General features: G+C 72.2%; 22 protein-coding genes. 13 read left to right on the top strand and 9 right to left on the bottom strand.

Features of this window, described 5'->3' with window-relative positions; translation table 11 throughout:
* Positions 1-33: 33 nt before the first annotated feature.
* Together NZH93_RS19125 and NZH93_RS19130 are read left to right on the top strand one after the other, a co-directional pair.
* Positions 34-915: an aldose 1-epimerase family protein gene (locus NZH93_RS19125; protein WP_259624468.1), complete on the top strand. Its 882-nt coding sequence runs from the start codon at positions 34-36 to the stop codon at positions 913-915.
* 29 nt (positions 916-944) lie between these two features.
* Entirely contained in the window at positions 945-2,156 is a 1,212-nt protein-coding gene (locus NZH93_RS19130; RefSeq protein ID WP_259624469.1) for an amidohydrolase, read from the top strand.
* Here the strand turns inward: NZH93_RS19130 and NZH93_RS19135 are convergent.
* Complete coding sequence (locus tag NZH93_RS19135; protein WP_259624470.1) at positions 2,153-3,286, bottom strand: acyl-CoA dehydrogenase family protein; 1,134 nt, start codon at positions 3,284-3,286, stop codon at positions 2,153-2,155. The genes NZH93_RS19130 and NZH93_RS19135 overlap by 4 nt on opposite strands.
* A 94-nt stretch (positions 3,287-3,380) precedes the next feature.
* Here NZH93_RS19135 and NZH93_RS19140 point away from each other — a divergent pair, with 94 nt between their 5' ends.
* The 4 genes from NZH93_RS19140 to NZH93_RS19155 all read left to right on the top strand — a co-directional run bounded on the left by NZH93_RS19140 (position 3,381) and on the right by NZH93_RS19155 (position 8,187).
* Positions 3,381-3,977, top strand: coding sequence for a TetR/AcrR family transcriptional regulator (locus NZH93_RS19140; RefSeq protein WP_259624471.1), 597 nt, complete (start codon positions 3,381-3,383; stop codon positions 3,975-3,977).
* Positions 3,974-4,936, top strand: a complete 963-nt coding sequence (locus NZH93_RS19145) for a carbohydrate kinase family protein (RefSeq protein WP_259624472.1) — start codon at positions 3,974-3,976, stop codon at positions 4,934-4,936. The genes NZH93_RS19140 and NZH93_RS19145 overlap by 4 nt, the downstream gene beginning before the upstream one ends.
* A gap of 554 nt (positions 4,937-5,490) precedes the next feature.
* Positions 5,491-6,804: a citrate synthase gene (locus NZH93_RS19150; protein WP_259624473.1), complete on the top strand. Its 1,314-nt coding sequence runs from the start codon at positions 5,491-5,493 to the stop codon at positions 6,802-6,804.
* Positions 6,805-6,906: 102 nt separating this feature from the next.
* Positions 6,907-8,187 (top strand): cryptochrome/photolyase family protein, encoded by a 1,281-nt coding sequence (locus tag NZH93_RS19155; protein WP_259624474.1) that lies wholly within the window; start codon positions 6,907-6,909, stop codon positions 8,185-8,187.
* Here NZH93_RS19155 and NZH93_RS19160 read toward each other — a convergent pair.
* Both NZH93_RS19160 and NZH93_RS19165 read right to left on the bottom strand, forming a co-directional pair.
* On the bottom strand, positions 8,184-9,371 hold the full coding sequence (locus tag NZH93_RS19160; RefSeq protein ID WP_259624475.1) for an ABC transporter permease: 1,188 nt from the start codon (positions 9,369-9,371) through the stop codon (positions 8,184-8,186). The two genes, NZH93_RS19155 and NZH93_RS19160, sit on opposite strands and share 4 nt — an antisense overlap.
* Entirely contained in the window at positions 9,368-10,279 is a 912-nt protein-coding gene (locus NZH93_RS19165) for an ABC transporter ATP-binding protein (RefSeq protein WP_259624476.1), read from the bottom strand. The genes NZH93_RS19160 and NZH93_RS19165 overlap by 4 nt, the downstream gene beginning before the upstream one ends.
* Positions 10,280-10,479: 200 nt before the next feature.
* Here NZH93_RS19165 and NZH93_RS19170 point away from each other — a divergent pair, with 200 nt between their 5' ends.
* Genes NZH93_RS19170 through NZH93_RS19180 form a run of 3 tightly spaced genes read left to right on the top strand, consistent with a single transcriptional unit; the run spans position 10,480 to position 12,892 of the window.
* Positions 10,480-10,923, top strand: coding sequence for a YbaB/EbfC family nucleoid-associated protein (locus NZH93_RS19170; RefSeq protein ID WP_259624477.1), 444 nt, complete (start codon positions 10,480-10,482; stop codon positions 10,921-10,923).
* Positions 10,924-10,940: 17 nt separating this feature from the next.
* Positions 10,941-11,249, top strand: a complete 309-nt coding sequence (locus tag NZH93_RS19175) for a type VII secretion target (protein ID WP_259624478.1) — start codon at positions 10,941-10,943, stop codon at positions 11,247-11,249.
* Positions 11,246-12,892 carry a WXG100-like domain-containing protein gene (locus NZH93_RS19180; RefSeq protein WP_259624479.1) on the top strand — a complete coding sequence of 549 codons (1,647 nt, stop codon included), beginning with the start codon at positions 11,246-11,248 and terminating at the stop codon, positions 12,890-12,892. Before NZH93_RS19175 ends, NZH93_RS19180 begins: the two co-directional genes overlap by 4 nt.
* A 182-nt stretch (positions 12,893-13,074) precedes the next feature.
* Here NZH93_RS19180 and NZH93_RS19185 read toward each other — a convergent pair whose 3' ends face one another.
* Both NZH93_RS19185 and NZH93_RS19190 read right to left on the bottom strand, forming a co-directional pair.
* Positions 13,075-14,559, bottom strand: coding sequence for a glycerol-3-phosphate dehydrogenase/oxidase (locus tag NZH93_RS19185; protein WP_259624480.1), 1,485 nt, complete (start codon positions 14,557-14,559; stop codon positions 13,075-13,077).
* A complete protein-coding gene (locus NZH93_RS19190; protein ID WP_259624481.1) occupies positions 14,556-15,128 on the bottom strand; it encodes a TetR/AcrR family transcriptional regulator in 573 nt (190 codons plus the stop codon). Before NZH93_RS19190 ends, NZH93_RS19185 begins: the two co-directional genes overlap by 4 nt.
* A 16-nt stretch (positions 15,129-15,144) precedes the next feature.
* On the opposite strand from NZH93_RS19190, the gene NZH93_RS19195 reads away from it, so the two are divergent.
* The gene (locus tag NZH93_RS19195) at positions 15,145-16,770 is read left to right on the top strand and encodes an FAD-binding oxidoreductase (RefSeq protein ID WP_259624482.1); all 1,626 of its coding nucleotides are present in this window, start codon (positions 15,145-15,147) and stop codon (positions 16,768-16,770) included.
* 9 nt (positions 16,771-16,779) lie between these two features.
* Positions 16,780-17,979 carry an amidohydrolase gene (locus NZH93_RS19200; RefSeq protein WP_259624483.1) on the top strand — a complete coding sequence of 400 codons (1,200 nt, stop codon included), beginning with the start codon at positions 16,780-16,782 and terminating at the stop codon, positions 17,977-17,979.
* Here the strand turns inward: NZH93_RS19200 and NZH93_RS19205 are convergent.
* The 4 genes from NZH93_RS19205 to NZH93_RS50715 all read right to left on the bottom strand — a co-directional run bounded on the left by NZH93_RS19205 (position 17,976) and on the right by NZH93_RS50715 (position 21,731).
* Complete coding sequence (locus tag NZH93_RS19205) at positions 17,976-18,992, bottom strand: NADP-dependent oxidoreductase (protein WP_259624484.1); 1,017 nt, start codon at positions 18,990-18,992, stop codon at positions 17,976-17,978. The two genes, NZH93_RS19200 and NZH93_RS19205, sit on opposite strands and share 4 nt — an antisense overlap.
* A gap of 139 nt (positions 18,993-19,131) precedes the next feature.
* The gene (locus NZH93_RS19210) at positions 19,132-19,884 is read right to left on the bottom strand and encodes a GNAT family N-acetyltransferase (RefSeq protein WP_259624485.1); all 753 of its coding nucleotides are present in this window, start codon (positions 19,882-19,884) and stop codon (positions 19,132-19,134) included.
* Positions 19,885-19,896: 12 nt separating this feature from the next.
* Positions 19,897-20,544 carry a response regulator gene (locus NZH93_RS19215; protein ID WP_259624486.1) on the bottom strand — a complete coding sequence of 216 codons (648 nt, stop codon included), beginning with the start codon at positions 20,542-20,544 and terminating at the stop codon, positions 19,897-19,899.
* Positions 20,541-21,731, bottom strand: coding sequence for a sensor histidine kinase (locus NZH93_RS50715; protein ID WP_259624487.1), 1,191 nt, complete (start codon positions 21,729-21,731; stop codon positions 20,541-20,543). Before NZH93_RS50715 ends, NZH93_RS19215 begins: the two co-directional genes overlap by 4 nt.
* A gap of 168 nt (positions 21,732-21,899) precedes the next feature.
* Between NZH93_RS50715 and NZH93_RS19225 the strand changes: the two genes are divergently transcribed.
* Together NZH93_RS19225 and NZH93_RS19230 are read left to right on the top strand one after the other, a co-directional pair.
* Positions 21,900-22,589 carry an ABC transporter ATP-binding protein gene (locus NZH93_RS19225; RefSeq protein ID WP_259624488.1) on the top strand — a complete coding sequence of 230 codons (690 nt, stop codon included), beginning with the start codon at positions 21,900-21,902 and terminating at the stop codon, positions 22,587-22,589.
* Positions 22,586-24,784 carry an FtsX-like permease family protein gene (locus NZH93_RS19230; RefSeq protein ID WP_259624489.1) on the top strand — a complete coding sequence of 733 codons (2,199 nt, stop codon included), beginning with the start codon at positions 22,586-22,588 and terminating at the stop codon, positions 24,782-24,784. The genes NZH93_RS19225 and NZH93_RS19230 overlap by 4 nt, the downstream gene beginning before the upstream one ends.
* The last annotated feature ends 59 nt before the right edge of the window (positions 24,785-24,843 follow it).

Raw genomic sequence — 24,843 nt, forward strand, 5'->3', positions numbered from 1 at the left:
CACCGGGAGGTCCCGTCCGACTAGGCTCCGACCATGCTGGAGATCTCCTACGGCGCGTCACGAGCCGTGATCACGCGCACCGGTGCCGGGCTTCGATCCTTCGAGGTGGGTGGGGCGCCGTACGCCGAGACCTACGACGAGCGCCCGCCGATGAGCAGCGGGGCGGTGCTGATCCCGTGGCCGAACCGGACCGCGGACGGCGTGTGGCGGCTCGACGGCGAGGTCCAGCACCTGGAGATCACCGAACCCGCGCGCCACAACGCGATCCACGGGCTGGTGAAGACCGTCGACTGGTCCGTGCTGGAGCACACGGGGTCGCTCGTGTCGTTGGAGACGACGATCGAGGCGCGGCCGGGCTGGCCGGTGCCGCTGCACGTGACGACGAGCTACGCGCTGGACGAGAACGGCCTCACCGTGGCGCACGCCGTGCGCAACGTGGGCGACCGGCCGACGCCGTTCGGGGTCGGGACGCACCCGTACCCGCGGGCGGGGCTGTCGGAGACCGACGACTGCACGATGAAGCTGGCCGCGACGACCGTCCTGCCGCTCGACCCGGACAAGATGGTGCCCACCGAGCTGCCGCGGCACGTGGCGGGCACGGAGTTCGACTTCCGGGTGGCGCGGTCGCTCAAGGGCGTGAACCTGGACACGCCGTTCGGCGGGTGCGAGCCGGGGCCGGACGGGCTGGTGCACCACGAGCTGCGCGGGCCGGAGCAGAGCGTCGAGCTGTGGGCGGACGCGGTCTTCAAGTGGGTGCAGGTGTACACCTCCGACGCGTACCCCGGCCGGGGTCGGGCGGTGGCGATCGAGCCGATGACGTGCCCGCCGGAGGCGCTGAACTCCGGGGTGGACCTGATCGTGCTGGCGCCCGGTGAGGCGTGGGCGGCGCGGTGGGGGATCCGTCCGTTGGCGTAGCGGGCCGAACACCGTTAGCGTCGCTAAGTATGAACGTCGCTATCACTGGTGGATATGTCGTGCCCGTCGACGGGGATCCCATCGAGGGCGGGACCGTGCTGGTCCAGGACGGGAAGATCGTCGCCGTCGGGGCCGACGTGGAGGTGCCCGACGGCGTCGAGGTGGTGGACGCCGCCGGGTCGTGGGTGCTGCCGGGCTTCGTCGAAGCCCACGGCCACATGGGCGTCCACGAGGAGGGCGAGGGCTGGGCCGGGCAGGACACCAACGAGATGACCGATCCCAACGGCGCCCGCATGCGCGCGTTGGACGCGATCAACCCGGACGACCTCGGCTTCCGGGACGCGCTGTCGGGCGGGGTGACCACCGCCGTCGTGAAGCCCGGTTCCGGCAACCCCATCGGCGGCCGGACGGTCGCGGTCAAGATGTGGGGCCGCACCGTCGACGAGATGCTGATCCGCGAGCCGGTCAGCGTGAAGAGCGCGCTCGGGGAGAACCCGAAGCGCGTCTACGGCGACCAGAAGAAGATCCCGTCGACCCGCCAGGGCGTGGCAGCGGTCATCCGCGACGCGTTCACCAAAGCGCAGGACTACCGGGCGAAGCGCGAGCACGCTGCGGCGGAGAACAAGCCGTTCGACCGCGACAACACTCTCGAAGTCCTGGTGCGGGTGCTGGACCGCGAGATCCCGTGGAGCCAGCACTGCCACCGCGCCGACGACATCGCCACGGCGCTGCGCTTGGCCGACGAGTTCGGCTACCGGCTCGTCGTCCACCACGGCACCGAGGGCCACAAGATCGCGGACCTGTTGGCGGAGAAGGGGATCCCGGTCGTCATCGGGCCGCTGTTCACCACCCGCTCCAAGGTCGAGCTGCGCGAGCGGTCGCTGCGCAACCCCGGCATCCTGGAGCGCGCGGGCGTCGAGCTGGCGATCACCACCGACCACCCGGTGATCCCGATCCACTTCCTGGTGCACCAGGTGACCCTGGCCGTGAAGGAGGGCCTGGAGCGGTCGACCGCGCTGCGCACGATCACCACGAACCCGGCGCGGATCTCGGGCCTCGACGACCGCGTCGGCTCGCTCAAGCCCGGCCTCGACGGCGACGTGGTGATCTGGTCCGGCGACCCGCTCGACGTGCTCAGCCGCGCGCTGCGGGTGTTCGTGCAGGGCCGCGAGGTGTACACGTTCAACCACGCCACCGGCGTCGGTGACGTGGTCGACCCGTTCTACCAGGACGTGGTCTAGAGCTTGCGGAGCGCGCGGCCGATCACCAGGCGCTGGATCTGGTTCGTGCCCTCGAAGATCTGGAGCACCTTGGCCTCGCGCATGTACCGCTCGGCCGGGAAGTCGCGGGTGTAGCCCGCGCCGCCCAGCACCTGCACGGCGTCGGTCGTCACCCTCATCGCCATGTCCGTGGCGACGAGCTTGGCGATCGACGCCTGCCGCTGGAACGGCAGCCCGCGGTCCCGCCGCCGCGCGGCCTCCAGGTACGTCGCCCGCGCGGACTCCACGCCCGCAGCCATGTCGGCCAGCAGGAACTCCAGGCCCTGGAACTCGATGATCGGCTTGCCGAACTGGGTGCGCTGCTTGGCGTACGCGACGGCCTCGTCCAGCGCGGCCTGGCCGAGCCCGACGGCGCACGCCGCGATGCCGAGCCTGCCGGAGTTCAACGCGTCCAGCGCGATCTTCAGCCCGGCGCCCTCGCCGCCGACCAGCCGGTCCGCCGGCACCCGCGCGTCCTCGAACCGCAACTGGGCCGTGACGGATCCGGTCAGCCCCATCTTCCGCTCGGGTGCCGCGGCCGTGATGCCGGAACCGTTGTCCACCAAGAAGCAGGAGATGTCCTTTTCGGACGTCCGCGCCATCAGCGTGTAGAAGTCGGCCGCGCCCGCGTGGGTGATCCACGCCTTGGTGCCGTTGACGACGTAGTCGTCGCCGTCGCGCACCGCGCGGGTCGACAGCGCCCCCGCGTCTGACCCGGCGTGCGTCTCGGACAGCGCGTAACCGCCGAGCAGGTCGCCCTCCAGCAGCGTCGGCAGCCACCGGTCGCGCTGCTCGGGCGTGCCGAACGTGGCCAGCGGGTACGCCGACATCACGTGCACGGACACGCCGACCGCGACGGACATCCACGCGGACGCGATCTCCTCCAGCGCCTGGAGGTACACCTCGTACGGCTGCTCGCCACCGCCGAACCGCTCCGGGTACGGCAGGCCCAGCAGGCCGGACTTGCCGAGCAGGCGGAACACGTCGCGCGGGAAGCGCTCCTGCTCCTCGGCCTCCGCCGCGCGGGGCTTCAGCTCGTCCCTGGCGATCTCGCGGACCAGCGAGATCAGGTCCTCGGCCTCGGTGGTGGGCAGCAGGCGTTCGGCGGGCATCGACGACCCCTCTGTTGGCGCGGGAAAGAGTACTGGAAACAGTACTGCAGGACGTACCAGAGTACTATTCCCAGCCATGTGGGACAGTTCGCCCATGACCTCGATGGTCCGCAGGCCGCTCACCGGGCGGCAGACCGAGCTGCTCGCGCGCCTTGAGGCGCTCGTGCTGGCGGAGGGGTTCGCGCACTTCACGCTGGACGACCTCGCCGCCCGCCTGCACTGCTCGAAGTCGACGCTGTACGCGCTCGCCGCGAGCAAGGAGCAGCTCGCCGTCCGCGTCGTCGGCCGGTACTTCAAGGGAGCCGCGCAGCGCATCGAGGAGCAGGTGGCCGCCGTCGAGGACGTGCGCGGCCGCATCGGCACCTACCTCGCGGGCGCCGCCGACGAGCTGCGCCGCGCGTCCGCCCAGTTCATCGCCGACGTGTCCGCGTTCGCGCCGACCCGCAGCACCTACGAGCGCAACGCCCGCGCCGCCGCCGAACGCCTCCGCACGTTCATCTCCGACGGCGTCCGCGAAGGCGTGTTCCGCGACGTCCATGCGACCCTGTTCGCCGAGATGGCCGGGCTGCTGATCGAGGGCATCCAGACGGGCGTGCTGACCAGGAGGGCGGGCGTCACGGACTCGGAGGCCTTCACGGCGCTCGGCGAGCTCCTCCTCGACGGCTTGCAGAACGAACGGAGACGCGCGTGATCGTGGTTGCTGGTGAGGCGTTGGTCGACCTGGTCCCGTCGCCCTCGGCGGTGGACGGGCAGTTGGCCGACCTGATGCCGCGCCTCGGCGGTGGGCCGTACAACGTGGCCATCGCGGCGGGCAGGCTCGGCGCCCCGGTGAGCTTCCTGTCGCGGGTGTCCACGGACCTCTACGGCGACGCGCTGGTCGAACGCCTGCACGGCTCGGCCGTGCGCACCGACCTGGTGCAGCGCGGTGCCGAGCCGACGACGCTGGCCGTCGTCGGCATCGGCCCGGACGGGTCGGCCCGGTACTCGTTCTACGTCGAGGGCACGGCGGACCGGCTGGTGACCGACCCCGGCGCGCTGGGCGCCGACGTGACCGCGGTGTCGTTCGGCACGCTGTCGCTCGTGCTGGAGCCGGGGGCGACCGAGTACGAGAACGTCCTGCGCTGCGAGTCCGCGCGCGGAGCGCTGACCGTGCTGGACCCGAACATCCGCGCCGCCCTGATCCCGGACGCGAACGCCTACCGGGCGCGGTTCGCCTCCTGGCTGCCCCACGTCGGGTTGCTCAAGGTGTCCGTCGAGGACGCCCGCTGGCTCGCGGACCTGCCCGAGGACGCCTCGGAGGACGCCGTGCTGGAGGTGGCCCGCACGTGGCAGGCGCTCGGGCCCGCCGCGGTCGTGCTGACCAGGGGCGGTGACGGGCTCGCCGTGCTGACCGGCGCGGGCGAGGTGCTGCGGGTGCCGCCGCGGAAGGTGTCCGTCGTGGACACGATCGGGGCCGGGGACACGGTGCAGGGCGCGCTGATCGCGTGGCTGCACCAGAACGACGCGCTGAAGGCCGCCGCCGTCGCGGCGCTGACCCCGGAGCGGTGGCGGGAGGCGCTGACCTACGCGGGTGACGCCGCGGCCTTCACCTGCACCCGTGCCGGGGCGGAACCGCCGTACACCGAAGAGCTCGAAGCCTTCACGGGGTAGCGGACCGGGCTCCTCGCGAGGAGAACCATCGGCGCCCCGGCATTTGTGAGCCGGGGCACCTCGGCTCTTCGCGACCCCCACGGGTGAGTGGTGGCCCGAGTCCTGAACCTATCGCCACCCAATGCACTTTGTCGTCGCCGAGACGTGTGACGTGGCTTCACTCACAGTGCTCTTGATCACCGTTCGGTGACCGGGCGACCACGAGAATGGCCTAGCTCTCACCCCTGACGAGGTGGCGAAAGGGGTCGGACGGGCTACCGTGGAGCGTAACGCTCTCACGGGTCGGCCGACCGCGGTCCGGCCGTGGAACGTGCACGCTGGCCACCGTGCGGAGTTCGCGACAGTCGCGTGTGATGCCGGTCCCACCTCACGGAATCGGTTCACATCGGTGCTGCGGGGCGGTGATACCGCCGACTAGCGTGGGAGAACTGACAGGACCCCAACGGGGTGGTGCTGCGGTTGCGGAGACCCAGATCCGCTTGCCGGCGAGTGAGACCTGCACGACCGGTCGAGCCGAGCGTCGCCACCCCGCCCTAGCGTGAGAGGGACTCTGAATGCCCGACGCGACGACTGCGCCGAACGACACCCGTACCGTCGCGCTGCGCCATGAGGGCGGAGAGCTCGAGATGAATCTGGTGCAGGCCACCGAAGGTGCGCCTGGCATCGAACTCGGGAAACTGCTGGCGAAAACCGGACTCGTAACACTCGATTCCGGCTTCGTGAACACAGCCTCCTGCTCCTCTGAGATCACCTACATCGACGGTGACGCGGGAATCCTGCGTTATCGCGGGTACCCGATCGAGCAGCTCGCCGAGAAGTCGAACTTCAACGAGGTCAGCTACCTGCTGATCTACGGGGAGCTCCCGACGCAGGCGCAACTGGACGACTTCACGTCCAAGATCAGCAGGCACACCCTGCTGCACGAAGACCTCAAGAGGTTCTTCGACGGCTTCCCGCGCGACGCCCACCCCATGCCGGTGCTGTCGTCTGCGGTCTCCGCGCTGTCCACGTTCTACCAGGACAGCCTCAGCCCGTTCGACGCGACGCAGGTGGAGATCTCCACGATCCGCCTCCTCGCGAAGGTGCCGACCATAGCGGCGTACGCGTACAAGAAGTCCGTGGGCCAGCCGTTCCTCTACCCGGACAACTCGCTCGGTCTCGTGGAGAACTTCCTCCGCATGACCTTCGGTTTCCCGGCCGAGCCGTACGACGTCGACCCCGACCTGGTGAAGGCGCTCGACCTGCTCTTCATCCTGCACGCCGACCACGAGCAGAACTGCTCCACGTCGACCGTGCGCCTGGTCGGCTCGTCCGAGGCCAACCTGTTCGCGTCCATCTCCGCGGGCATCAACGCCCTGTTCGGCCCGCTGCACGGCGGCGCCAACAGCGCGGTCCTGGAGATGCTGGAGAAGATCCGCAACGACGGGGGTGACGTCGCCGCCTTCGTGAACAAGGTCAAGAACAAGGAGGAGGGCGTTCGCCTGATGGGCTTCGGCCACCGGGTCTACAAGAACTACGACCCGCGCGCCGCGATCATCAAGAAGACGGCGGACGAGATCCTCGCGAAGCTCGGCGGCGACGACGAGCTGCTGGAGATCGCCAAGAAGCTCGAAGAGGTCGCGCTCGCGGACGAGTACTTCGTGTCCCGCAAGCTCTACCCGAACGTGGACTTCTACACCGGCCTGATCTACCGGGCGATGGGCTTCCCGACGAAGTTCTTCACCGTCCTGTTCGCACTGGGCCGCCTCCCCGGCTGGATCGCGCACTGGCGCGAGATGATCCAGGACCCGGCGACCAAGATCGGCCGCCCGCGGCAGATCTACGTCGGTCCCGCGGAGCGCGACTTCCTCACGATGGACAAGAGGTAGTTCGAACGCGCACAAGGCCCGTGCCTCGGTGAGGTGCGGGCCTTCGTCGTTCGTCCGTGTCCCCGTCGTGCGGTGCCCCGGCGGGCGACTTAGCGTGGTGCGGTGCCCTCACCGACCGTGATCTGGTTCCGCCGCGACCTGCGCACCGCCGACCACCCCGCCCTGCTCAGCGCGGCCGAACGCGCCGAGTCCGCGCTCGCGCTGTTCGTGCTGGACGACAAGCTGCTGCGTAACGCCGGACCGGCCAGGACGGACCACCTGCACCGCTGCCTGCGCGCGCTCGACGCGCAACTGGACGGTCGCCTGCACGTGGTGCGCGGCAACCCGGTCGCCGTGGTGCCCGAGATCGCGCGGGCCGTCGGCGCGGGCAGCGTCCACGTCTCCGCGGACTACGGCCCGTACGGCCGCAAGCGGGACGCGGCGGTCGAGGAAGCGCTGGGGGACGTCGAGTTCGTGCGGTCCGGGTCGCCGTACGCGGTGGCGCCGGGGCGGGTCCGCAAGGGTGACGGCACGCCGTTCAAGGTGTTCACGCCGTTCCGCCGGGCCTGGACCGAGCACGGGTGGCGCAAGCCCGCGGCCACTGACGCGTCCACTGTGGACTGGGTCGCGCGGCGCGGCGGCGAGCGGCTCCCGGACGTGGAGCCGGTCGCGGATCCCTTGCCGCTGTGGGAGAAGTTCCGCGACGAACGGCTGCCGGACTACAAGACCGCCCGCGACCGGCCGGACCTGGACGCCACCAGCAGGCTGTCCCCTTACCTGCGCTGGGGTCTGCTGCACCCGCGCACGCTGCTGGCGGAACTGGGGGACGGCGAGGGCGACGCGACGTTCCGCTCGGAGCTGGCGTGGCGCGAGTTCTACGCGGACGTGCTGTGGCACCGCCCGGAGACGGCGTCGAAGAACTACGACCCCAAGTTCGACCGCATGGAGCACGACTCCGACGACGGCCGGTTCCGGGCGTGGCAGGAGGGCAAGACCGGCTACCCCATCGTCGACGCGGGGATGCGCCAGCTCCTCGCCGAGGGCTGGATGCACAACCGGGTGCGGATGATCGTCGCCAGCTTCCTGGTGAAGGACCTGCACCTGCCGTGGTGGATGGGCGCGAAGCACTTCATGGACCACCTGGTCGACGGCGACCTGGCGTCCAACCAGCACGGCTGGCAGTGGGTCGCGGGGTCCGGCACCGACGCGTCGCCGTTCTTCCGCGTCTTCAACCCCGTCACCCAGGGCGAGAAGTTCGACCCCAGCGGCGACTACGTCCGGCGGTACGTGCCGGAGCTGCGCGACGTGCGCGGCAAGCAGGTGCACCAGCCGCACGACCCGATCGTCGACCACGCCCACGAGCGCCAGGTGGCCCTCGCCCGGTACGGCGCGATCAAGTCCTAGCGCAGCGCGTCGCGCAGCTTCACCCTCGACCCCGTGCGCAGCACCGCGTTCGAGTAGATCCTGCCGCCGAGCCAGGTGATCGCCGCCACCGCGCCGATGGCCAGGACGACGGCGAGCAGCACCTGCCAGAGCGGTGCCACGCCGATCGCCATCCGGCCCGGCATGAGGATCGGGGCGAAGGGCGGGAGCATCGACAGCACCGTGACCGTCGTGCCAGAGGGGTCCTGGATCAGCAGGTTGATGCCCACGACGAAGGCGATGATGATCACCGTGCTGATCGGGGTGACCACCGACTGGAGTTCTTCCTGCCGCGACACCAGTGACGCCGCCGCGGCGAAGATGGTGGCGTAGAGGAAGAAGCCCAGCAGGTACCAGAGGACACCCGTCGCCAGCGCGCCGCTCGCCACACCGGTCAGGTCGATGACGCCGGTCGTCGACGAGAGGACCAGGCCGATGCCGCCGATCAGCACGAGCTGGAGCAGGCCCACCGCTCCCAGGCCCATCACCTTGCCCAGCAGGAGCTGCCACGGGCGCAGGGTGGCCAGGAGGATCTCCACGACGCGGCTGGACTTCTCCTCGACCACGCCCTGGGCGACCATGGTGCCGTAGACCAGCAGCGAGTAGTAGAGCAGCGCCGCGATCACCAGGCCGATGGCCAGGCGTTGGCCCTGCTGGGAGTCCTCCGGTTCCAGCGCCACCACGGTGACCTTGGCCGCCGCCATCTTGGCCGCCACGACGTTCGGGTCCAGGTCGGCCTCCGCCAACTGGGCGTTGAGGACCTGCTGCCTCACGATCGTGTCCAGGGCGTTCTGCAACGCGCTGTTCAGGTTCTCCTTCACGACCACGCGCAGGGCGTCCGGGGCGCCGGTGATCAGGACGTCCAAGTCGCCCTTGCGGACCTGCTCCTCGGCCGCCGCCGGGTCGGTGACGTCGGTCGTGGCGACCTCGCGGCCGAACTGCCTCGCGGTTTCGCGCAGCGGCTCGGCCAGCACGGTCGACTGGCCGCTGAGCCCGACGGTGCTGCGGTTCGACTGGTCGAACAGGACGGCCTGGAGCAGCACGTACCCGGCCAGCACCGCGACGATCACCACGGTGCCGATCAGGAACGAGCGGGTGCGGACCTTGCCGAGGAACTCCCTGCGGGCGACCAGGAGCACCGCCCGGCTCGGGCTGAGCCTCCTCATGCCGTCTCCTCCTCGGTGACCACGTTGCGGAACAGTTCGGTCAGCGACGGGCGCTGCCTGCTGAACTCCCGGACCGGGCCGGTGGCCAGCGCCGCGTGCAGCACGGCCTGGTCGTCGGCGTCCGCCGTCAGCTCCAGCGTCGTCCTGGTGCCGCGCGTCTCGACCACCCGGACACCGGGCACGTCCGCCGCCCAGCCGTTCGCCGCTCCCGGCGCGTCCACGACCAGGCGGGTCTCGCCGCCCGCGCGGAGCTCGTCCACGGTCCCGCAGGCCACCATCGCTCCACTTCGGACGATGCCGATGCGGTCGCACAGCCGTTCCACCAGGTCGAGCTGGTGGCTGGAGAACACGACGGGCACGCCTGCGGAAGCCTTCTCCCGCAACACCTGGCTCATCACGTCGACCGCCACTGGGTCGAGGCCGGAGAACGGTTCGTCCAGCACCAGCACGTCCGGCTCGTGCACCAGCGCCGCGGCCAACTGCACGCGCTGCTGGTTGCCGAGGCTCAGCTTCTGCACCTCGTCGTTGCGGCGGTCGCGCACGCCGAGGCGGGCGATCCAGTTCTCCGCCGACCGGTGCGCGTCGTTCGTCGTCAGGCCGTGCAGCTCGGCCAGGTAGACGAGCTGCTCCAGGACCTTCATCTTCGGGTAGAGCCCGCGCTCCTCCGGCATGTAGCCGATCCGGCGGCGGGTCTCGAACGTGATGGGCGCGCCATTCCACCTCACCTCGCCCGAATCCGCGGCCAGCACGCCCAGCGCGATCCGCATCGCGGTCGTCTTGCCCGCGCCGTTGCTGCCGACGAACCCGAACAGCTCACCCGCTCGAACCTCGAAGGTCATGTCCCGCAGGGCCACGACCTCGCCGTAGCGCTTGGAGATCCGGTCGATCTCCAGCACCCCCTGAGCCACGGTGCTCTCCTCCTGGTTGGTCACGCCTCGTGCGATCCGCCGGACGGGTGGCATCGAGTGCGGCCGAACGGCTGTATCCCACCACATGTTCCCTGATCCAGAGGATTCCGATGACACGATACGGGTCCGCGGAACCGAAACGGGTCGCCCGCGGTCCAACGTGTCGTGGGCGGTAGCCCCGCTGTCTTCAAGGGGTGATCATGGAGCCTGACCAGTGGCTCGCTCAGTACGGGCAGAAGATCGACCAGGCCAAGCAGAACGCGGCGCAGGCCGAGACGCAGCTCGGGGGTGTCGGCGGCAGCGCCACCTCGCCGGACGGGCTGATCACGGTGACGGTCAACGCCGCGGGCGCCCTGGAGAACCTCGTCCTCCGGCCCGGAGTGCGCGAGATGGACCCCGAGCGGATCGCCAGTGCGGTGCTCGCGGCGTCCACCCAGGCGCAGCGCTCCGCGGCCGGTCGGGTGGTCGAGATCATGAACGAGTTCATCGGCGAGAGCCCGGCGCTCGACTTCGTGAAGGCGCAGATGCCGCACGGCTATTCGGGTGACGGCACGGACGAGGCGGAACCGGCGCCCCCGGAGAAGCGTCGGGACACCAGGCCGGACGACGACTACTTCACCAATCCGCCGGAAGTCATGGGCTGAGCAGGGGGTACCTGACGATGTTCGACTCCTTCAACGTGAGTCCGGCCGAGGTTCGGACGCACGCCACCACCGTCGACCAGTTGAGCCAGCGGATGCACGCGGCCACCACCACGGCCGACCCATCGCTGTCGACCGAGGCCTTCGGGGTCTTCGGCAGCTTCCTCGCCGAGTTCATCCTGAAGGTCGCGGGCGGGTCCCAGGACATCCTGGGCAAGGCCACGACCTCGGTGAACGACATGGCCATCGGGCTCAGGGAGGTCGCCGAGCTGTACGAGGCGATCGACCGGGACAACGCCTTCGGGTTCACTGGAAAGGTTGCGGAATGAACGCCCAGGCGGCACCGGCGGGGACCGCGCAGGGGCGCGACCCGGCCAACCTGTTCAAGGACGTGCAGGGGACCGTGTCCGCGGTCGAGCGCGGCGACTGGGTCACCGCGGGGCTGGGCATCGCCAACAGCGCGATGGACATCGTCGGGCTGGCGAGCAACCCGCTGAGCGGCTTCCTGTCGGCCGGGTTCAGTTGGGCCATGCAGCACGTGGACTTCCTGCGGGAGCCGTTCGACGCGCTGCTCGGGGACCCGCAGGCCATCGCGAAGATGGCGGAGAGCTGGAAGTCCGCCGGGACGCAGGTGTCCTCCGTCGCGGGCGACTACCGGCGGACCGCCGTCGAGCAGACGAAGACGTGGCAGGGGAAGACGGCCGACGCCTACCGCGGCGCGGCGGCGAACCACTCCACCGGCCTGGAGACGCTGTCCAAGGCGTGCGCCGGGATCTCCGGCGCGGTGGCCGGGGCCGGGCAGCTCGTGGGCACCGTGCGCAAGATGATCATGGACCTGATCTCCGACGCCGTGGCGAAGATGGTCATGAAGATCATCCAGTGGTTGACCGCGTCGGTCTTCACGTTCGGAGCGGCCATCGGCGCCGCCATCGCGGACATCGTGACGATGGCGTGCAACTACGCGAAGAAGCTGTCGGACTTCCTGTCGAAGCTGTCCGCGTCGTTGACGAAGCTGATGAACCTGGTGAAGCAGGTCGCCTCCATCGCGCAGACCGCCAAGCAGATCGTGGACGCGATCACGGCGATGAGCCACAAGGGTGCCGCCGGTGGCGCGGGCGGTGCCGGTCCCTCCAGCACCCGGCCGTCCGCGGGCGGGTTGGGCATGGACCAGGGCCAGGTCGACCGGCTCCGGCAGCAGGCCGACGCCCGGTACACGAATCCGGGCTCCTCGGGCGGTGGCACCGGCGGGACGACCGGGACCAGCGGCTCCTCGGGCGGGCAGGTGGCCGCACCTCCGACGCTCCCCGGCCAGGGGACCGGTGGGCACTGGGAGCCCGGCCGGTGGGTGCCGGACGCGCCCGCGGCCTCCGGTGGCGGCCAGGTGTCGCCGCCGCCGTCGTTCGGTGGCGGCGGTGGGGGTGGCGGTTATCCGGGCACGGTGCCCAATCCCATCCCGGCGCCCGTTCGACCGGGGTACACGCCTCCTCCCGGAGTGCCCGGCTACACGCCGCCTCCGATGCCCACGCCCCTCTCGGGGTCGACCGGTGACGTGCACGCGACCGCCACGCGCGCGGGCGGGTTCTCCGGCGCGCTCCCCGGCGGTGGGGCCGGTGGCGGTGCCGGGGGTGGCTTCTCCGGTGGCGGCGGGTTCTCCGGCGGTGGCGCCGGAGGGGTCTCGGGTGCCAGTTCCGCCAGTGGCGGTGGAGGTGGTGGGCCCATGCAGCACGGTGGCGCCACGGGAATCCTGCCGTCCGGTACGCCTGGGCACACCTCCCTCGGTGGTGGCGGTGCCGTCGGTGGTGGCGGTGGTGGTGCCGGCGGTGGTGCTGCCGGCGGCGGCATGATGGGTGGCGCGCCGATGGGTGGCGGCGGACAGGGTGGCGGTGGCAAGGACCACCAGCGCAAGGTCCGGCTCGAGGGTGAAGAGTTGATGGAAGCGCCTAAGGCGGCGAAGCCCGTCATCGGGGAGTGACGTCGGTCGGGCTGTCGTAGGGGGGCGGCGTCTGTAGGCCCATCTTCGGGTGAGGCCGCTGTGGCTGCCCCGTCGCTCAAGTGTCTCGATGACCGTTCGCGCTTGTCAAGGCGGGAAAGATGCCTTGACAAGCGCGAACGGTCATGAGGGCGCTGGGGATCGGGGCGGTGGGGGGAGTGTGGTCAGTCCCGCTCCGCTAGTAGTGCGGTGATCGTTGGTTCGGCTGCTTGGCGTTCTGCTGGTACCAGGCCGATTCTGGTTCGTCTGTCGAGGATGTCTGCTGCTGTTGTGGCGCCCTCGTGTTGTTTGGCCCAGAGGATTTCTGCTGCGGTGATGTCGCCGGAGATCTGTTCTGGTCTGTTCATGGCGGTGATTGCCGCTGCTTCTGTGCCGTACTTGGCTTTCAGTCTTTGTGGTGCTGTGGTTGTCGGGCCGGTGGCGCCCACCAAGGGGAGGTTGTTGGTGCGGCAGGGGGCTGCGGTGAGGTTGTGCCGTTGTACCGCTGCTGTGACGGCGTCCGCTGCCATCTTGCGGTAGGTCGTGAGTTTGCCGCCCACCACTGTGGTGACGCCGTCTGGTGAAGTGAGTACGGCGTGTTTGCGGGAGAGGTCCGCGCCCCTCTCGCCGGTGCCGGCTAGGAGTGGCCTTAGGCCTGCGAAGCTGCCGAGCACGTCCGTTGGGCCCAGTTTTCTTTCCAGCACTGAGGAAGCGACGTTCAGCAGGAAGTCCACATCGGACTGTGGTGCTTCCGGGACGTCCGGGACGGGGCCGTCCACCAGTTCGTCGGTCAGGCCGACGTAGACGCGGCCGTCCTGTTGCGGGAGCACCAAGGCGTACCTGTTGCGCTCGCCGGGGACGGGAACGGTCAGGGCCGTGTGGTGGATGCCCGTCGCGCTCGCGTCCAGGACCAGGTGGGAGCCGCGGGACGGGCGCAGGTGGATGCGGTCCACCAGGGTTCCGGCCCAGACGCCGGTGGCGTTGACGACGGCGCGGGCGTGGACCTCGAAGGTGGTGCCGGTTTCGGTGTCCCGAGCTTCCGCGCCCTCGCCGGTGAGGGTGGTGACCTTGGCCCTGGTCAGGATCCGGGCCCCCAGGCCCGCCGCGGTGCGGGCCAGTGCCACGACCAGGCGGGCGTCGTCCGTGAGTTGGCCGTCGTAGCTCAGCAGGCCGCCGGTGAGGCCCGCTCGGCGCAGGCCGGGGGCGAGCGCGAGCGCTTCCGCCGCCGGGACGCGGCGCGGGGCGGGCAGCAGGTGGGACGGGGTGCGGGCGGTCCTGCGCAGGACGTCGCCCGCGCGCAGGCCCGCCATGACGACCGCGCCCCGGTCCCCGTCGTGCAGCGGGACCAACTGGGGCAGGGCCCGCACGAGGTGGGGGGCGGTGCGGGTCATCAGGATGCCGCGTTCCACGGCGCTCTCGCGCGCCAGGCCGACGTCGCCGTGGGCGAGGTAGCGGAGACCGCCGTGCACCAGCTTGCTCGACCACCGCGAGGTGCCGAAGGCCAGGTCGTGGGCTTCCAGCAGGCACACGGAGAGGCCGCGGGCCGCCGCGTCCAGCGCCACGCCCGTGCCGGTGACACCGCCGCCGACGACCAGGAGGTCGACGACCTCGCCGCCCGCGACGGCGGCCAGGTCCGCCGCTCTGCGGGCGGCGTTGAGCGAGGTGTTCACGTCAGCGCCGCGTCGAGGAAGCGGGCCAACTCGTCGACCAGGTCGTCGAAGTCGAGGCCCGTGGTGGCGGGGCGGACGGACAGGACCATGGCCTGCGTGGTCAGCAGGACGAGCCTGGCCTGCGCCCTCGGGTCGCCCACGCGCACGGAGCCGTCCCGGTGGCCCGCTTCGAGCTGGTCGACGAGGAACCGCTCCACCAGGAGCTGCGTGCTGCCCAGGCGCTCCACGAGGTACGGGAGCATCAGCTCCGCGTCCAGGTCGAGCACGCGGCGCATGAGCGCGTTCCCCGCCAGCAGGCGGATGGCCGCGGTGGAGTGGTGGACCAGGCGCTCGCGGGCGCTGCCGGTCGCCGGGTCGTGCTCCACGCCGTGCAGCAGCGCGGTGAACTCCCTGGTCATCAAGGTTCTGACCAGCGCGCTGACGTCGGGGAAGCGGCGGTAGAGGGTCATGCGGCTGACGCCCGCGCGCTTGGCCACGTCGGTCAGGGTCGTGCGTCGTACGCCGACCTCCACCACGCAGTCGCGGGCGGCGTCCAGCAGGTCGTCATCTGTGTGACGTTGGGACGTCATGTGTAACACTGTACCCATGGCAGAGCGCATCGACCAGAACCTGCGTGGCAAGTGGAGCCCGGACGAGGGCGCGCTGCCGCTCCACGCGCTGAAGTGGCTCGGCGGCCGGATCGGGCTGCGGCCCCAGCGCACGCCCGCGGCTCCCGGCTCGACGTTGGAGGTGCCCGCGTCCGCCCTGTCGGAAGCCGCGGCCGAAGCGCTCGGCGCGATCGTGGGCGTCGGGCACGTGCGGCTGGACCGGGCCTCGCGGCTCGGGCACGCGGGCGGTCTGTCCTACGTGGACCTCGTCCGCCACCGGGCCGGTGGCGAGCTGACCGCGCCGGACGCGGTGGTGCTGCCCGCTTCCCCCGACCAGGTGGTGTCGGTGCTCGCGCTGTGCGCCGAGCACGACGTGGCCGTGGTGCCGTTCGGCGGGGGCACGTCGGTGGTGGGCGGGGTGGCCGCGCTGCGCGGGGACAAGGCCGCCGTGGTGGCGCTGGACCTCGGGCGGCTGGACCGGCTGGTGTCGGTGGACCCCGTCTCGCGGGTCGCGGTGCTCCAGGCGGGCGTGACGGCGCCGGAGGCCGAGCGGCTGCTGGAACCGCACGGGCTGACGGTGGGCCACGTGCCGCAGTCGTACGAGCGGGCCACCATCGGCGGGTTCGCCGCCACCCGGTCCGCCGGCCAGGCGTCGTCCGGGTACGGGCGGTTCGAGGACATGGTCGAGGGCGTCCGGGTCGCCACCCCCGCCGGTGAGTGGGTGCTGGGGGCCGCGCCCGCGTCCGCCGCCGGGCCGGACCTGAAGCAGCTCGTGGTGGGCAGCGAAGGCGCGTTCGGGGTGATCACCGAGGTGTCGCTGCGGGTGCGGCCGAGGCCCGCGGTCGAGCGGTACGAGGGGTTCGTGGTCGACGGCTGGGAAACCGGCCAGGCCGTGGTGCGGGCGCTGGCGCAGGCGCGCGTGCTGGCCGACGTGACCCGGCTGTCCGACGAGGACGAGACCGAGGTGTCGCTCGCGCTGGCCGGCGGCGTGAAGTCGGCGGCCGTGCGCGCGTACCTGAAGGCGCGCGGGGTGCGGCGGCCGTGCCTGCTGGTGCTGGGCTGGCACGGCGGGTCCTCGCGGGAGGTGCTGGCGCGGCGGGCCGCGTCGCTGCGGCTCGTGCGCGGGGCCGTGCGCCTCGGGACGGCCATGGGCGAGGCGTGGCGGCACGGGCGGTTCAACGGGCCGCGGCAGCGCGACGTGCTGCTGGACGTCGGCGTGTGCGTGGAGACGCTGGAGACCGCCACCCACTGGGCGCGGCTGTCCGAGCTGCGCACCGCCGTGCGGGGCGCGCTGGGCGACGCGCTCGGGAAGGCCGTGGTGATGTGCCACGTGTCCCACGCGTACGAGACCGGGGCGTCGCTGTACTTCACCGTGCTGACGCCGCGCGACGCCCACGACCCCGTGGGGCAGTGGAAGGTCGCGAAGGCCGCCGCCAGCGAGGCCATCGCCGGGCTGGGGACCATCAGCCACCACCACGCGGTGGGCGTGGACCACGCCCCGTACCTGGAGGCCGAGATCGGTGGGCTCGGCGTGGAGGTGCTGGCCGCCGTCAAGCGCGCGCTCGACCCCACCGGCGTGCTGAACCCCGGCAAGCTCATCCCGTCGGAGCGGTTCCGGGGATAACCTCTGCCGATGACCGGTGACCTGCTCATCCGCTCGGTGCGGCCGTGGCCCAGCGGGCGCGACGCGCCGGAGGTCGACGTCCTGTGCCTGGCCGGGGTCGTGTCGTCGTTCGGCGTGGGGCTCGCCGCGCCGGACGGGGTCCCCGAGGTCGACGGGGAGGGCGGGGTGCTGCTGCCGTCGTTCACCGACGCGCACGCGCACCTGGACTCGACGCGGCTCGGCCTGCCCTTCCGCGCCCACAGCGCGGGTGCCGGACTGGCCGAGCTGGTCGACAACGACCGGCGCAACTGGCGGTCCGCCGAGCAGGACGTGGCCACCCGCGCCACGTTCACCCTCGGCCGGACGATCGCGGGCGGGGCGACGTCCGTCCGCAGCCACGCGCAGGTGGACGTGGACTCCGGGCTGGAACGGCTGGAGGGCGTGCTGGCGGCTCGGGAAGCCCACGCCGGGCGGGCGTCCGTGCAGGTGGTGGCGTTCCCGCAGTGCGGGATCCTGCGGGACAAGGGCACGGCGGAGTTGCTGGAGGCCGCGCTGCTGGCCGGGGCCGACCTGGTCGGCGGGCTCGACCCCGCGGGGTACGACCGGGACCCGGTGCGGCACCTGGACGTCGTGTTCGGGCTGGCCGACAAGCACCGGCGCGGGGTCGACGTGCACCTGCACGACACGGGGTCGCTCGGGGCGTTCCAGGTCGAGCTGATCTGCGAGCGGACCGCGGCGCTGGGCATGCGCGGCGAGGTGACGATCAGCCACTGCTTCGCCCTGTCCACAGTGGACGAAGACCGGCGGCGCCAGCTCGTGGACCTGCTGGCGGAGAACGACATCGCGGTCACCACCGTCGCGCCAGGAGTGCGGGAGCCGCTGCCGCTGCGGGAGTTGCGCCGCGAGGGCGTGCGCCTCGGCCTCGGGCAGGACGGGATGCGCGACTACTGGTCGCCCTACGGCAACGGCGACATGCTCGACCGCACGTGGCAACTGGCCTACCGCAACGGGTTCCGCGACGACACGATGATCGAGATGTGCGTGGACGTCGCCACCCGCGGCGGGGCGTCCGTGCTGGGCGAGACCGGGCGCGGCATCACCGAGGGCTCGCGGGCCGACCTGGTCGTCGTGCCCGGCGACTCCGTGACGGCCGCCGTGATGGACCGCGCCCCGCGCACCCTCGTGGTGCACGAGGGGCGCGTGGTCGCGGCCGACGGGGAACTGCTCTAGCCGAGCTTGACCAGCATCTTGCCGGTGTTCTCGCCGCGCAGCATGCCGACGAACGCGGACGGGGCCTTGGCGACGCCACCCTCGACGACGGTCTCGGTGTAGCGCAGTTCGCCCGCGGCGATCCAGCCGCCGACCTCGCGCACGAACTCGTCGCGCAGGTCGCCGTGGTCGTTCGCGAGCATCCCGCGCAGCGTCAGGCGCTTGCCGATGGCGGCGGCGAGGTTCTTCGGCCCGGTGGCGGACTTGTCGTTGTACTGGGAGATCGCGCCGCACAGGACGACGTGGCCGAACGGGCGGAGCAGCGTGATGGCGGCTTCGAGGTGCTCGCCGCCGACGTTGTCGAAGTACAGGTCGATGCCCTCGGGGGCGAGTTCGGCCAGGTGCTTGATCACCGGGCCCTCGTCCTTGTAGTTGAACGCGGCGTCGAAGCCCAGGTCCTCCACGAGGTGCTTGACCTTCTCGGCCGAGCCCGCGCTGCCGATGACCTTGGACGCGCCGCGCAGCCTCGCGACCTGGCCGACGATGGCGCCCACCGCACCGGCCGCGCCGGACACGAAGACGACGTCGCCCTCCTTGAACTCGCCGACCCGCAGCAGGCCCGCGTACGCGGTGATGCCGGGCATGCCGAGCACGCCGAGGTAGGCGCTGATCGGCGCGACGTCCGGGTCGACCTGCACGACGTGGTCCGCGGCGACGGTGGCGTACTCGCGCCAGCCCTGGCCGTGCAGGACGGTGTCGCCGACCTGGAACTCGGGGGAGCCGGTGGCCACGACCTCGCCGACCGCGCCGCCGTCGAGCACCTGGCCGATCTGGAAGGGCGGCACGTAAGACTTGACGTCGTTCATCCGGCCGCGCATGTACGGGTCGACGCTCATGTAGAGGTTGCGCACCAGGACCTCGCCGTCGGCGGGCGGGCGGACGTTGGCCTCGGCCACCGTGAAGTTCTCCTCGGTCGGGTACCCGTCGGGGCGGGACGCGAGGCGGATCTCCAGCGCGGTGTTCGGCACGGTCATGGCGGCGACCTCTCTCTATTTACGGAACTGCATCGTCTCGTAGTTGACTCAAGGGTCAACGCCCCCAGCGTGCGCCGGTGTTCCCGACTCCGCAGAACCACGAGTGTGATGCCGTGCACCGCGCCCTGGACACCCCTAGTCACCCCCGTTCCGCGGCCACCACCTCCGAGGGCCGCAGGATCGTCACGTCCCGGTAGGCGAAGCCGAGACCCCGGTACGCGGCGATGGCCGCCGCGTTCCCGCCGTCGACCATCAGCGCGCACGCCGGGTGCCGCTCCAGCAGGTCGTGCACGACGAACGAGCACAGCGCCCTGGACAGGCCGCGCCTGCGGAAGTCCGGGTGCGTCGCGACCCCGCCCAGGAAGCCGACGTCCGGCGCGCTCCACGCGTCCGCGCCCACCGCCGCCAGCTCGCCGTCCACGAACGACCCCGCCCAGCGCCGCGCGCCCGGCTCGCCCGGCAGCACGTACGCGTTCGGGTTCACCTTGCGCAGCAGCGCTTCCGCCGTGCCCAGCTCGTCGTCGCGCAGCCAGCGCGCACCGGGCGCCGCGGCCAGCCCCCCGGTGCGCTCCATCCAGCCGAAGCTCGCCCACACCGCGAGGTCGGGCAGCAGGGCCCGCACGGGACCGGCCAGGTCGGTGGTCACGAGGGGCCGCAGCACCGGGTCGTCCACCCGCTCGCTCAAGATCGCCGCGACGCCCTCGGCCGGACCGGCGAGCACCAGGCGGTCGTTGCGGTTCAGGCCCGGCGCGTGCACGCCGACCGCGCCGCCGTGCTCCCACGCGCCGCCACCCGGCGTCGGGTGGGTGGGCAGCAGCGCCTGCGCGGCCCAGCGGACGAGCTGGTCGGGACTGGCGTCGGCGACGTCGGCGGGGGAGCGGAGAGCGCGCATCCCCGCATCAGATCAGGACAGCAGGCCCGAACGCCAAGCCCAGGAGGCGATCTCGACGCGGTTGCGGGCCCCCAGCTTGCCCTGGACGGACGCGAGGTGCGTCTTGACCGTGGACAGCGACAGGAACAGCGCCGCGCCGATCTCGGCGTTCGTGGAGCCCTTCGCGACCTCGCGCACGACGTCCAGCTCGCGCTCGGTCAACTGCTCGGTCGCCCGGTCGGCGGTCGGACCGGGCTGGGTGAAGTGCGACAGCATCCGCACGGTGATCTGCGGTGAGATGAGCGCGTCACCGCGCACCGCCGCCCGCACGGCCTCGACCAGCAGCGCCGGGCCCGCGTCCTTCAGCAGGAACCCGCTCGCGCCGGTGCTGAGCGCCGAGTGCACGTACTCGTCCAGGTCGAACGTGGTCACCACGACCACCTTGATCGGGTCCGGCACACCCGGCCCGGTGAGCTGGCGGGTGACCTCCAGGCCGTCGATGCCGGGCATCCGGATGTCCACCAGGCACACGTCCGGCCGCAGCTCGCGCGCCTTCGCGACGGCCGAGATGCCGTCCGGCACGTCCGCGACCACCTCGATGTCCGGCTGGTGCTCCAGGATCATCCGGAACCCGATCCGCACCATCTCCTGGTCGTCCGCGATCAGGACCCGGACCGTCATCGTTCGCCCCCCTCGACCGGCAGCTCCGCCAGCACCTGCCAGCCGCGGACCCCCGTCGGCCCCGCCGAGAACAGGCCGCCGAGCAGCTCCACCCGTTCCCGCATGCCGATCAGACCGTAGCCGCCCGACCCGCCGACCGGTTCGACGGGATGGCCAGCACCGTTGTCGTGCACCCTGAGCCGGACGTGGGTGTCCGTTGTGGACAGTTCCACCTCGACCTCGGTCGCGTCGCGGGCGTGCTTCTGCACGTTGGTCAGCGACTCCTGCACCAGCCGCAGGATCGAGCGCGCCACCTCCGGCGGGACGGGTCGCGGCAGGTCGATCGCCAGCTCCACGGGCGTGCCGACGTCGCGGACCTGCTCCACCACCGCCCGCACGTCCGCCTCCAGGTCCGTCGTCGCCACGTCGGCCGACCCGACCCGCGAGCCCTCGTCGCGCAACGTGCCCACCAGCCTGCGCATCGCGGTCAGCGCCTCGCCGCCGCTGCGGGCGATGCCGGGCAGCAGCCGGTGCGCGGCCAGCGGGTCCGCGTCCGCCACGGTCAACGCCGCCTGCGCCTGCACCACGATCCCCGTCACGTGGTGCGCGACCACGTCGTGCAGCTCGCGGGCCAGCGCGATCCGCTCCTCCTGCTGCGCGGCCGACACGGCGACGTGGATCGACCGCTCGCGGTCCTCGTCGCGCGCCCGGAAGTACAGGCCCGTGCCGATCGCCAGCACCAGCAGCATCGCCGTGGGGAACACGTCCGCGGGCGTGGTGAGGCTGTAGCCCGGCATCGTGTTGCGGGTGGCCGCGGCGTAGACGCCCGCGGCGACCATCACGGCCACCGCCACCGCGGACTGCTCACCGGGGCGCTGCCGCACCACCACGGCGGTGATCGTCATGCAGGCCAGCGTCTCGGCCGGGGACAGCGGGCTGAAGTACGCCAGGGTGAACGCGCCGAGCAGGTTCGCCCACCACGTGGTCAGCAGCAGCGCCCCGGCCGCCCCGATCGCCGCCGCCACCGGCTTGCGCAGCGACAGCACGGCGAACAGGCACGTCAGCGCGGTCGGCAGCCACCCGGCCAGCGCGCGGTACCCCTGGTAGCGGACCAACGCGTACTCGAACGCCAGCACGACCACGAACAAGCCCGCGACAGGCCACAGGCCGTGCGTCCACGCCCGCACGCGGGCCAGTACTCCGTCCACGCCGGACACGCTACGACCCGCGTGCGCCCGCCGCCGTCGGCCGATCGGTCATCGGCCGTCCCGGCCGTCTCGGTCATCCGGCCGATGCCGGCCACCCGCTCGGCCGAAGTGCCGGAGACCCCCGTGCCGCCACCCTGGTCGGGAGGCGCGACGAGCAGGAGGCAGACGGTGACCCAGTTCGACAACCACCCGGTCCTGGCGGGCAGAGGCCTGGTCAAGCGGTACAGGGAGGTCAACGCGCTCGACGGGGTCGACATGACGGTGTGGGCCGGTGAGGTGGTCGCGATCGTGGGGCCGTCCGGTTCCGGCAAGTCCAGCCTGCTGCACGTGCTGTCCGGTGTGCTGCCCGCCGACGGCGGCGAGGTGTTCCTGGGCGGCAAGCCGATCACCACGCTCGGCGAGGCCGACCGCAGCCTGCTGCGCCGCAGCGCGTTCGGGTTCGTGTTCCAGGCCGGGCTGCTGGTGGCCGAGCTGACCGCGGAGGAGAACGCCGCGTTACCCCTGCTGCTGAGCGGTGTCCCGCGCGGCGACGCGCTGGCCGCGGCGGGCGAGTGGCTGGCCAGGCTCGGCCTGGACGGCCTCGAGCGGCGGCGGCCCGGCGAGCTGTCCGGGGGCCAGGCCCAGCGGGTCGCCATCGCCCGCGCGATGGTCCACCGGCCGCGGGTGGTGTTCGCCGACGAGCCGACCGGCGCGCTGGACTCCCGCACCGGCCAGGAGGTGGTGACCTCCCTGCTGCACGCCACCCGGCAGACCGGCGCCGCCCTGATCGTGGTGACCCACGACCGGGCCGTCGCCTCCCGAGCTCAGCGGGTCGTGGAGATGCGCGACGGCCGCGTCAGCTCGGCGGCCGCGGCGTGAACCCCGTCAGCCTCGCGTTCACCGTGCTGCGGGCGGACACCCGCAGCCGGGTGTCCGCGCTGCTCGTCGCGGTCGGGGTCGCGCTGGGCGTCGTGCTGGTGCTGTGGCTGCTCGCCGCGCCCGACGCACTCCAGAGCCGCGCCGAACGGGAGAGCTGGCGCGGTGACACCGCCGCCGTCAGCGCCGACGACCCCCGCGCCGCGGTCGTGGTCGCGCGCAACCGCGACGACCTCGACGGCAGGATGGTGGAGCGGTTCGACGTGGCCGCGCTCCGCTCCGGGGTCGCCGTCGCCGCGGGCATCCCGTTCGTGCCGGGCCCCGGCGAGGTGCTGCTGTCGCCCGCGCTGGCGAAGCTCGACACCGGGAACCGCTTCTCCGACCGGGTGATCGGCTCGATCGGCGTGGAAGCGCTGAGGCACCCGGACGAGCTGGTCGCGATCATCGGCCACGAACCCGGCGCGCTGCGCGGGGCCACCCGCCCGGACCTGCGCGGCCCGGCCGTGGTCGACTCCAGCGGCGGGCTGCTCCACCTGCTCACCAGCATCGGCCTGGTCGTGCTCGTCGTGCCGTGCCTGGTGCTCGTGGCGTCCGCCGCCCGCCTCACCGCCACCCGCCGGGAACGCAGGCTCGCCGCGCTGCGGCTGGCGGGCGCGACACCCGCCCAGGTGATCGCGATGACCGCCGCCGAGACGGCGTTCGCCGCGGTCGTGGGCAGCGTGCTCGGCGCGGTGGCCTCGATCCCGCTGCGCCACCTCACCACGAGCATCCCGTGGGACGGCGGCACGTGGCTGCTCGACGACTTCACCGCGAGCCCGCTCGTCGTGCTGCTGGTGGTCCTGCTCGCCCCCGTCCTCGTCGTCGCGGCGGCCGTGCTCGGCCTCCGCCGCGTCGTCACCCGGCCGCTGGGCGCCGTGCAGCAGCACAGCCCCAGCGGTCCCAGCCCGTTGCGGCTCGTCCTGCTCGCGGGCGCGGGCGTCGTGTTCTTCGTCGGCGTGGGCCTCGGCGTCGGCGGTACGACGACCGTCCTCATCGGACTCGCGGCGGTCGCCGCCGCGCTGGTGCTCGCCGGTCCGCTGGTGATGGCCGCGGTCGGGAAGGTCTTCGTCGGGTCCTGGCGCAGGCCCTCCACCCTGCTGGCGGGCCGACGGCTCAGCGACGACCCGAAGGCCGCGTTCCGCAGCGCGGCCGGGGTGGTGCTCGCCGTGTTCACCGCGTCGATGGCGCTGGTCGTGTTCCCCTCGCTGAGCAAGCAGATCCAGTTCAGCGACGGCTCCTGGCGCGACGACGTGCTCGTGGCGGAGTCCATCGGTGGCGGCCAGGCCCAGGTCGACGCCCTGCGCGCCGACCTCGACCGGCTCGGCGTCACCGGCGCCGTCGTCCCCATGGTCGCGGGCTACGCCGCGCTCGGGGCCGAACAGCCCGAGGTGATCATCGCCCCCTGTGAGGACGGCGCGAAGGTCCTGTCCGCCATCGCCGACGTCGCCTGCGCGGGCACCCCGGCGATCTACGCCCCGGAGTGGCAGGTCGACCGCCTCAAGCGCGGAGCCGACCTCGTCCTCACCTCGGGCGACAAGACCACCGCCCTGCCCGCGAACCTGCCGGTGCGCACCTACGAGGCCACCCCCGGCCGCGACTACCTCTTCATCGACCCCGCCCTGATCCCCGGCCTGACCGCAGCCCCCAGCCGCGTCGCCGTCACCACCGACGTCGGCAACCGCGCGGCGGTGCAGAACGCGCTGCTGCGCGCGTTCCCCGGCGCGGGCGTCGTGAGCAACAGCAAGGTCGACCTGCAAGCCGACCTCCAGGGCGAGGACCTGCTGCGCGCCACCGCCATCGGCCTGACCATCGCGGCGGTGCTCGGCGCGGTCAGCGCCGTCGTGGCCGCCGCGGGCTCGGTCGTCGACCGCCGCCGCACGTTCGCCGCCCTCGTCGCCGCGGGCACCCCGGTACGGGTCCTCACCAGGGCGCTGCGCGCCGAGGTCGTGCTGCCGGTGCTGCTGGCGACGACGGGAGCCGGGATCGCCGGCGCGGCGGTCGGCGCGGGACTGACGACCATCACCAGGGGGAGGGACCTCGTGTTCACGCCCTGGCTGGCCGCCCCGGTGGTGCTCGGGCTCGTGGTGGCGCTCGCGGCCGCGGCGTCGTGCGGCCCGGTGCTGAAGAAGGTGACCGCGGTGTCCTATTCGGACGGATGAGGCCTTCGCACGCCATCGCGGCGGTGCCGGTCACGACCGGCGCCGCCGCGGTCGGCGGT

The organism is Umezawaea endophytica (assembly GCF_025061645.1).
Taxonomy (GTDB): Bacteria; Actinomycetota; Actinomycetes; order Mycobacteriales; family Pseudonocardiaceae; genus Umezawaea; species Umezawaea endophytica.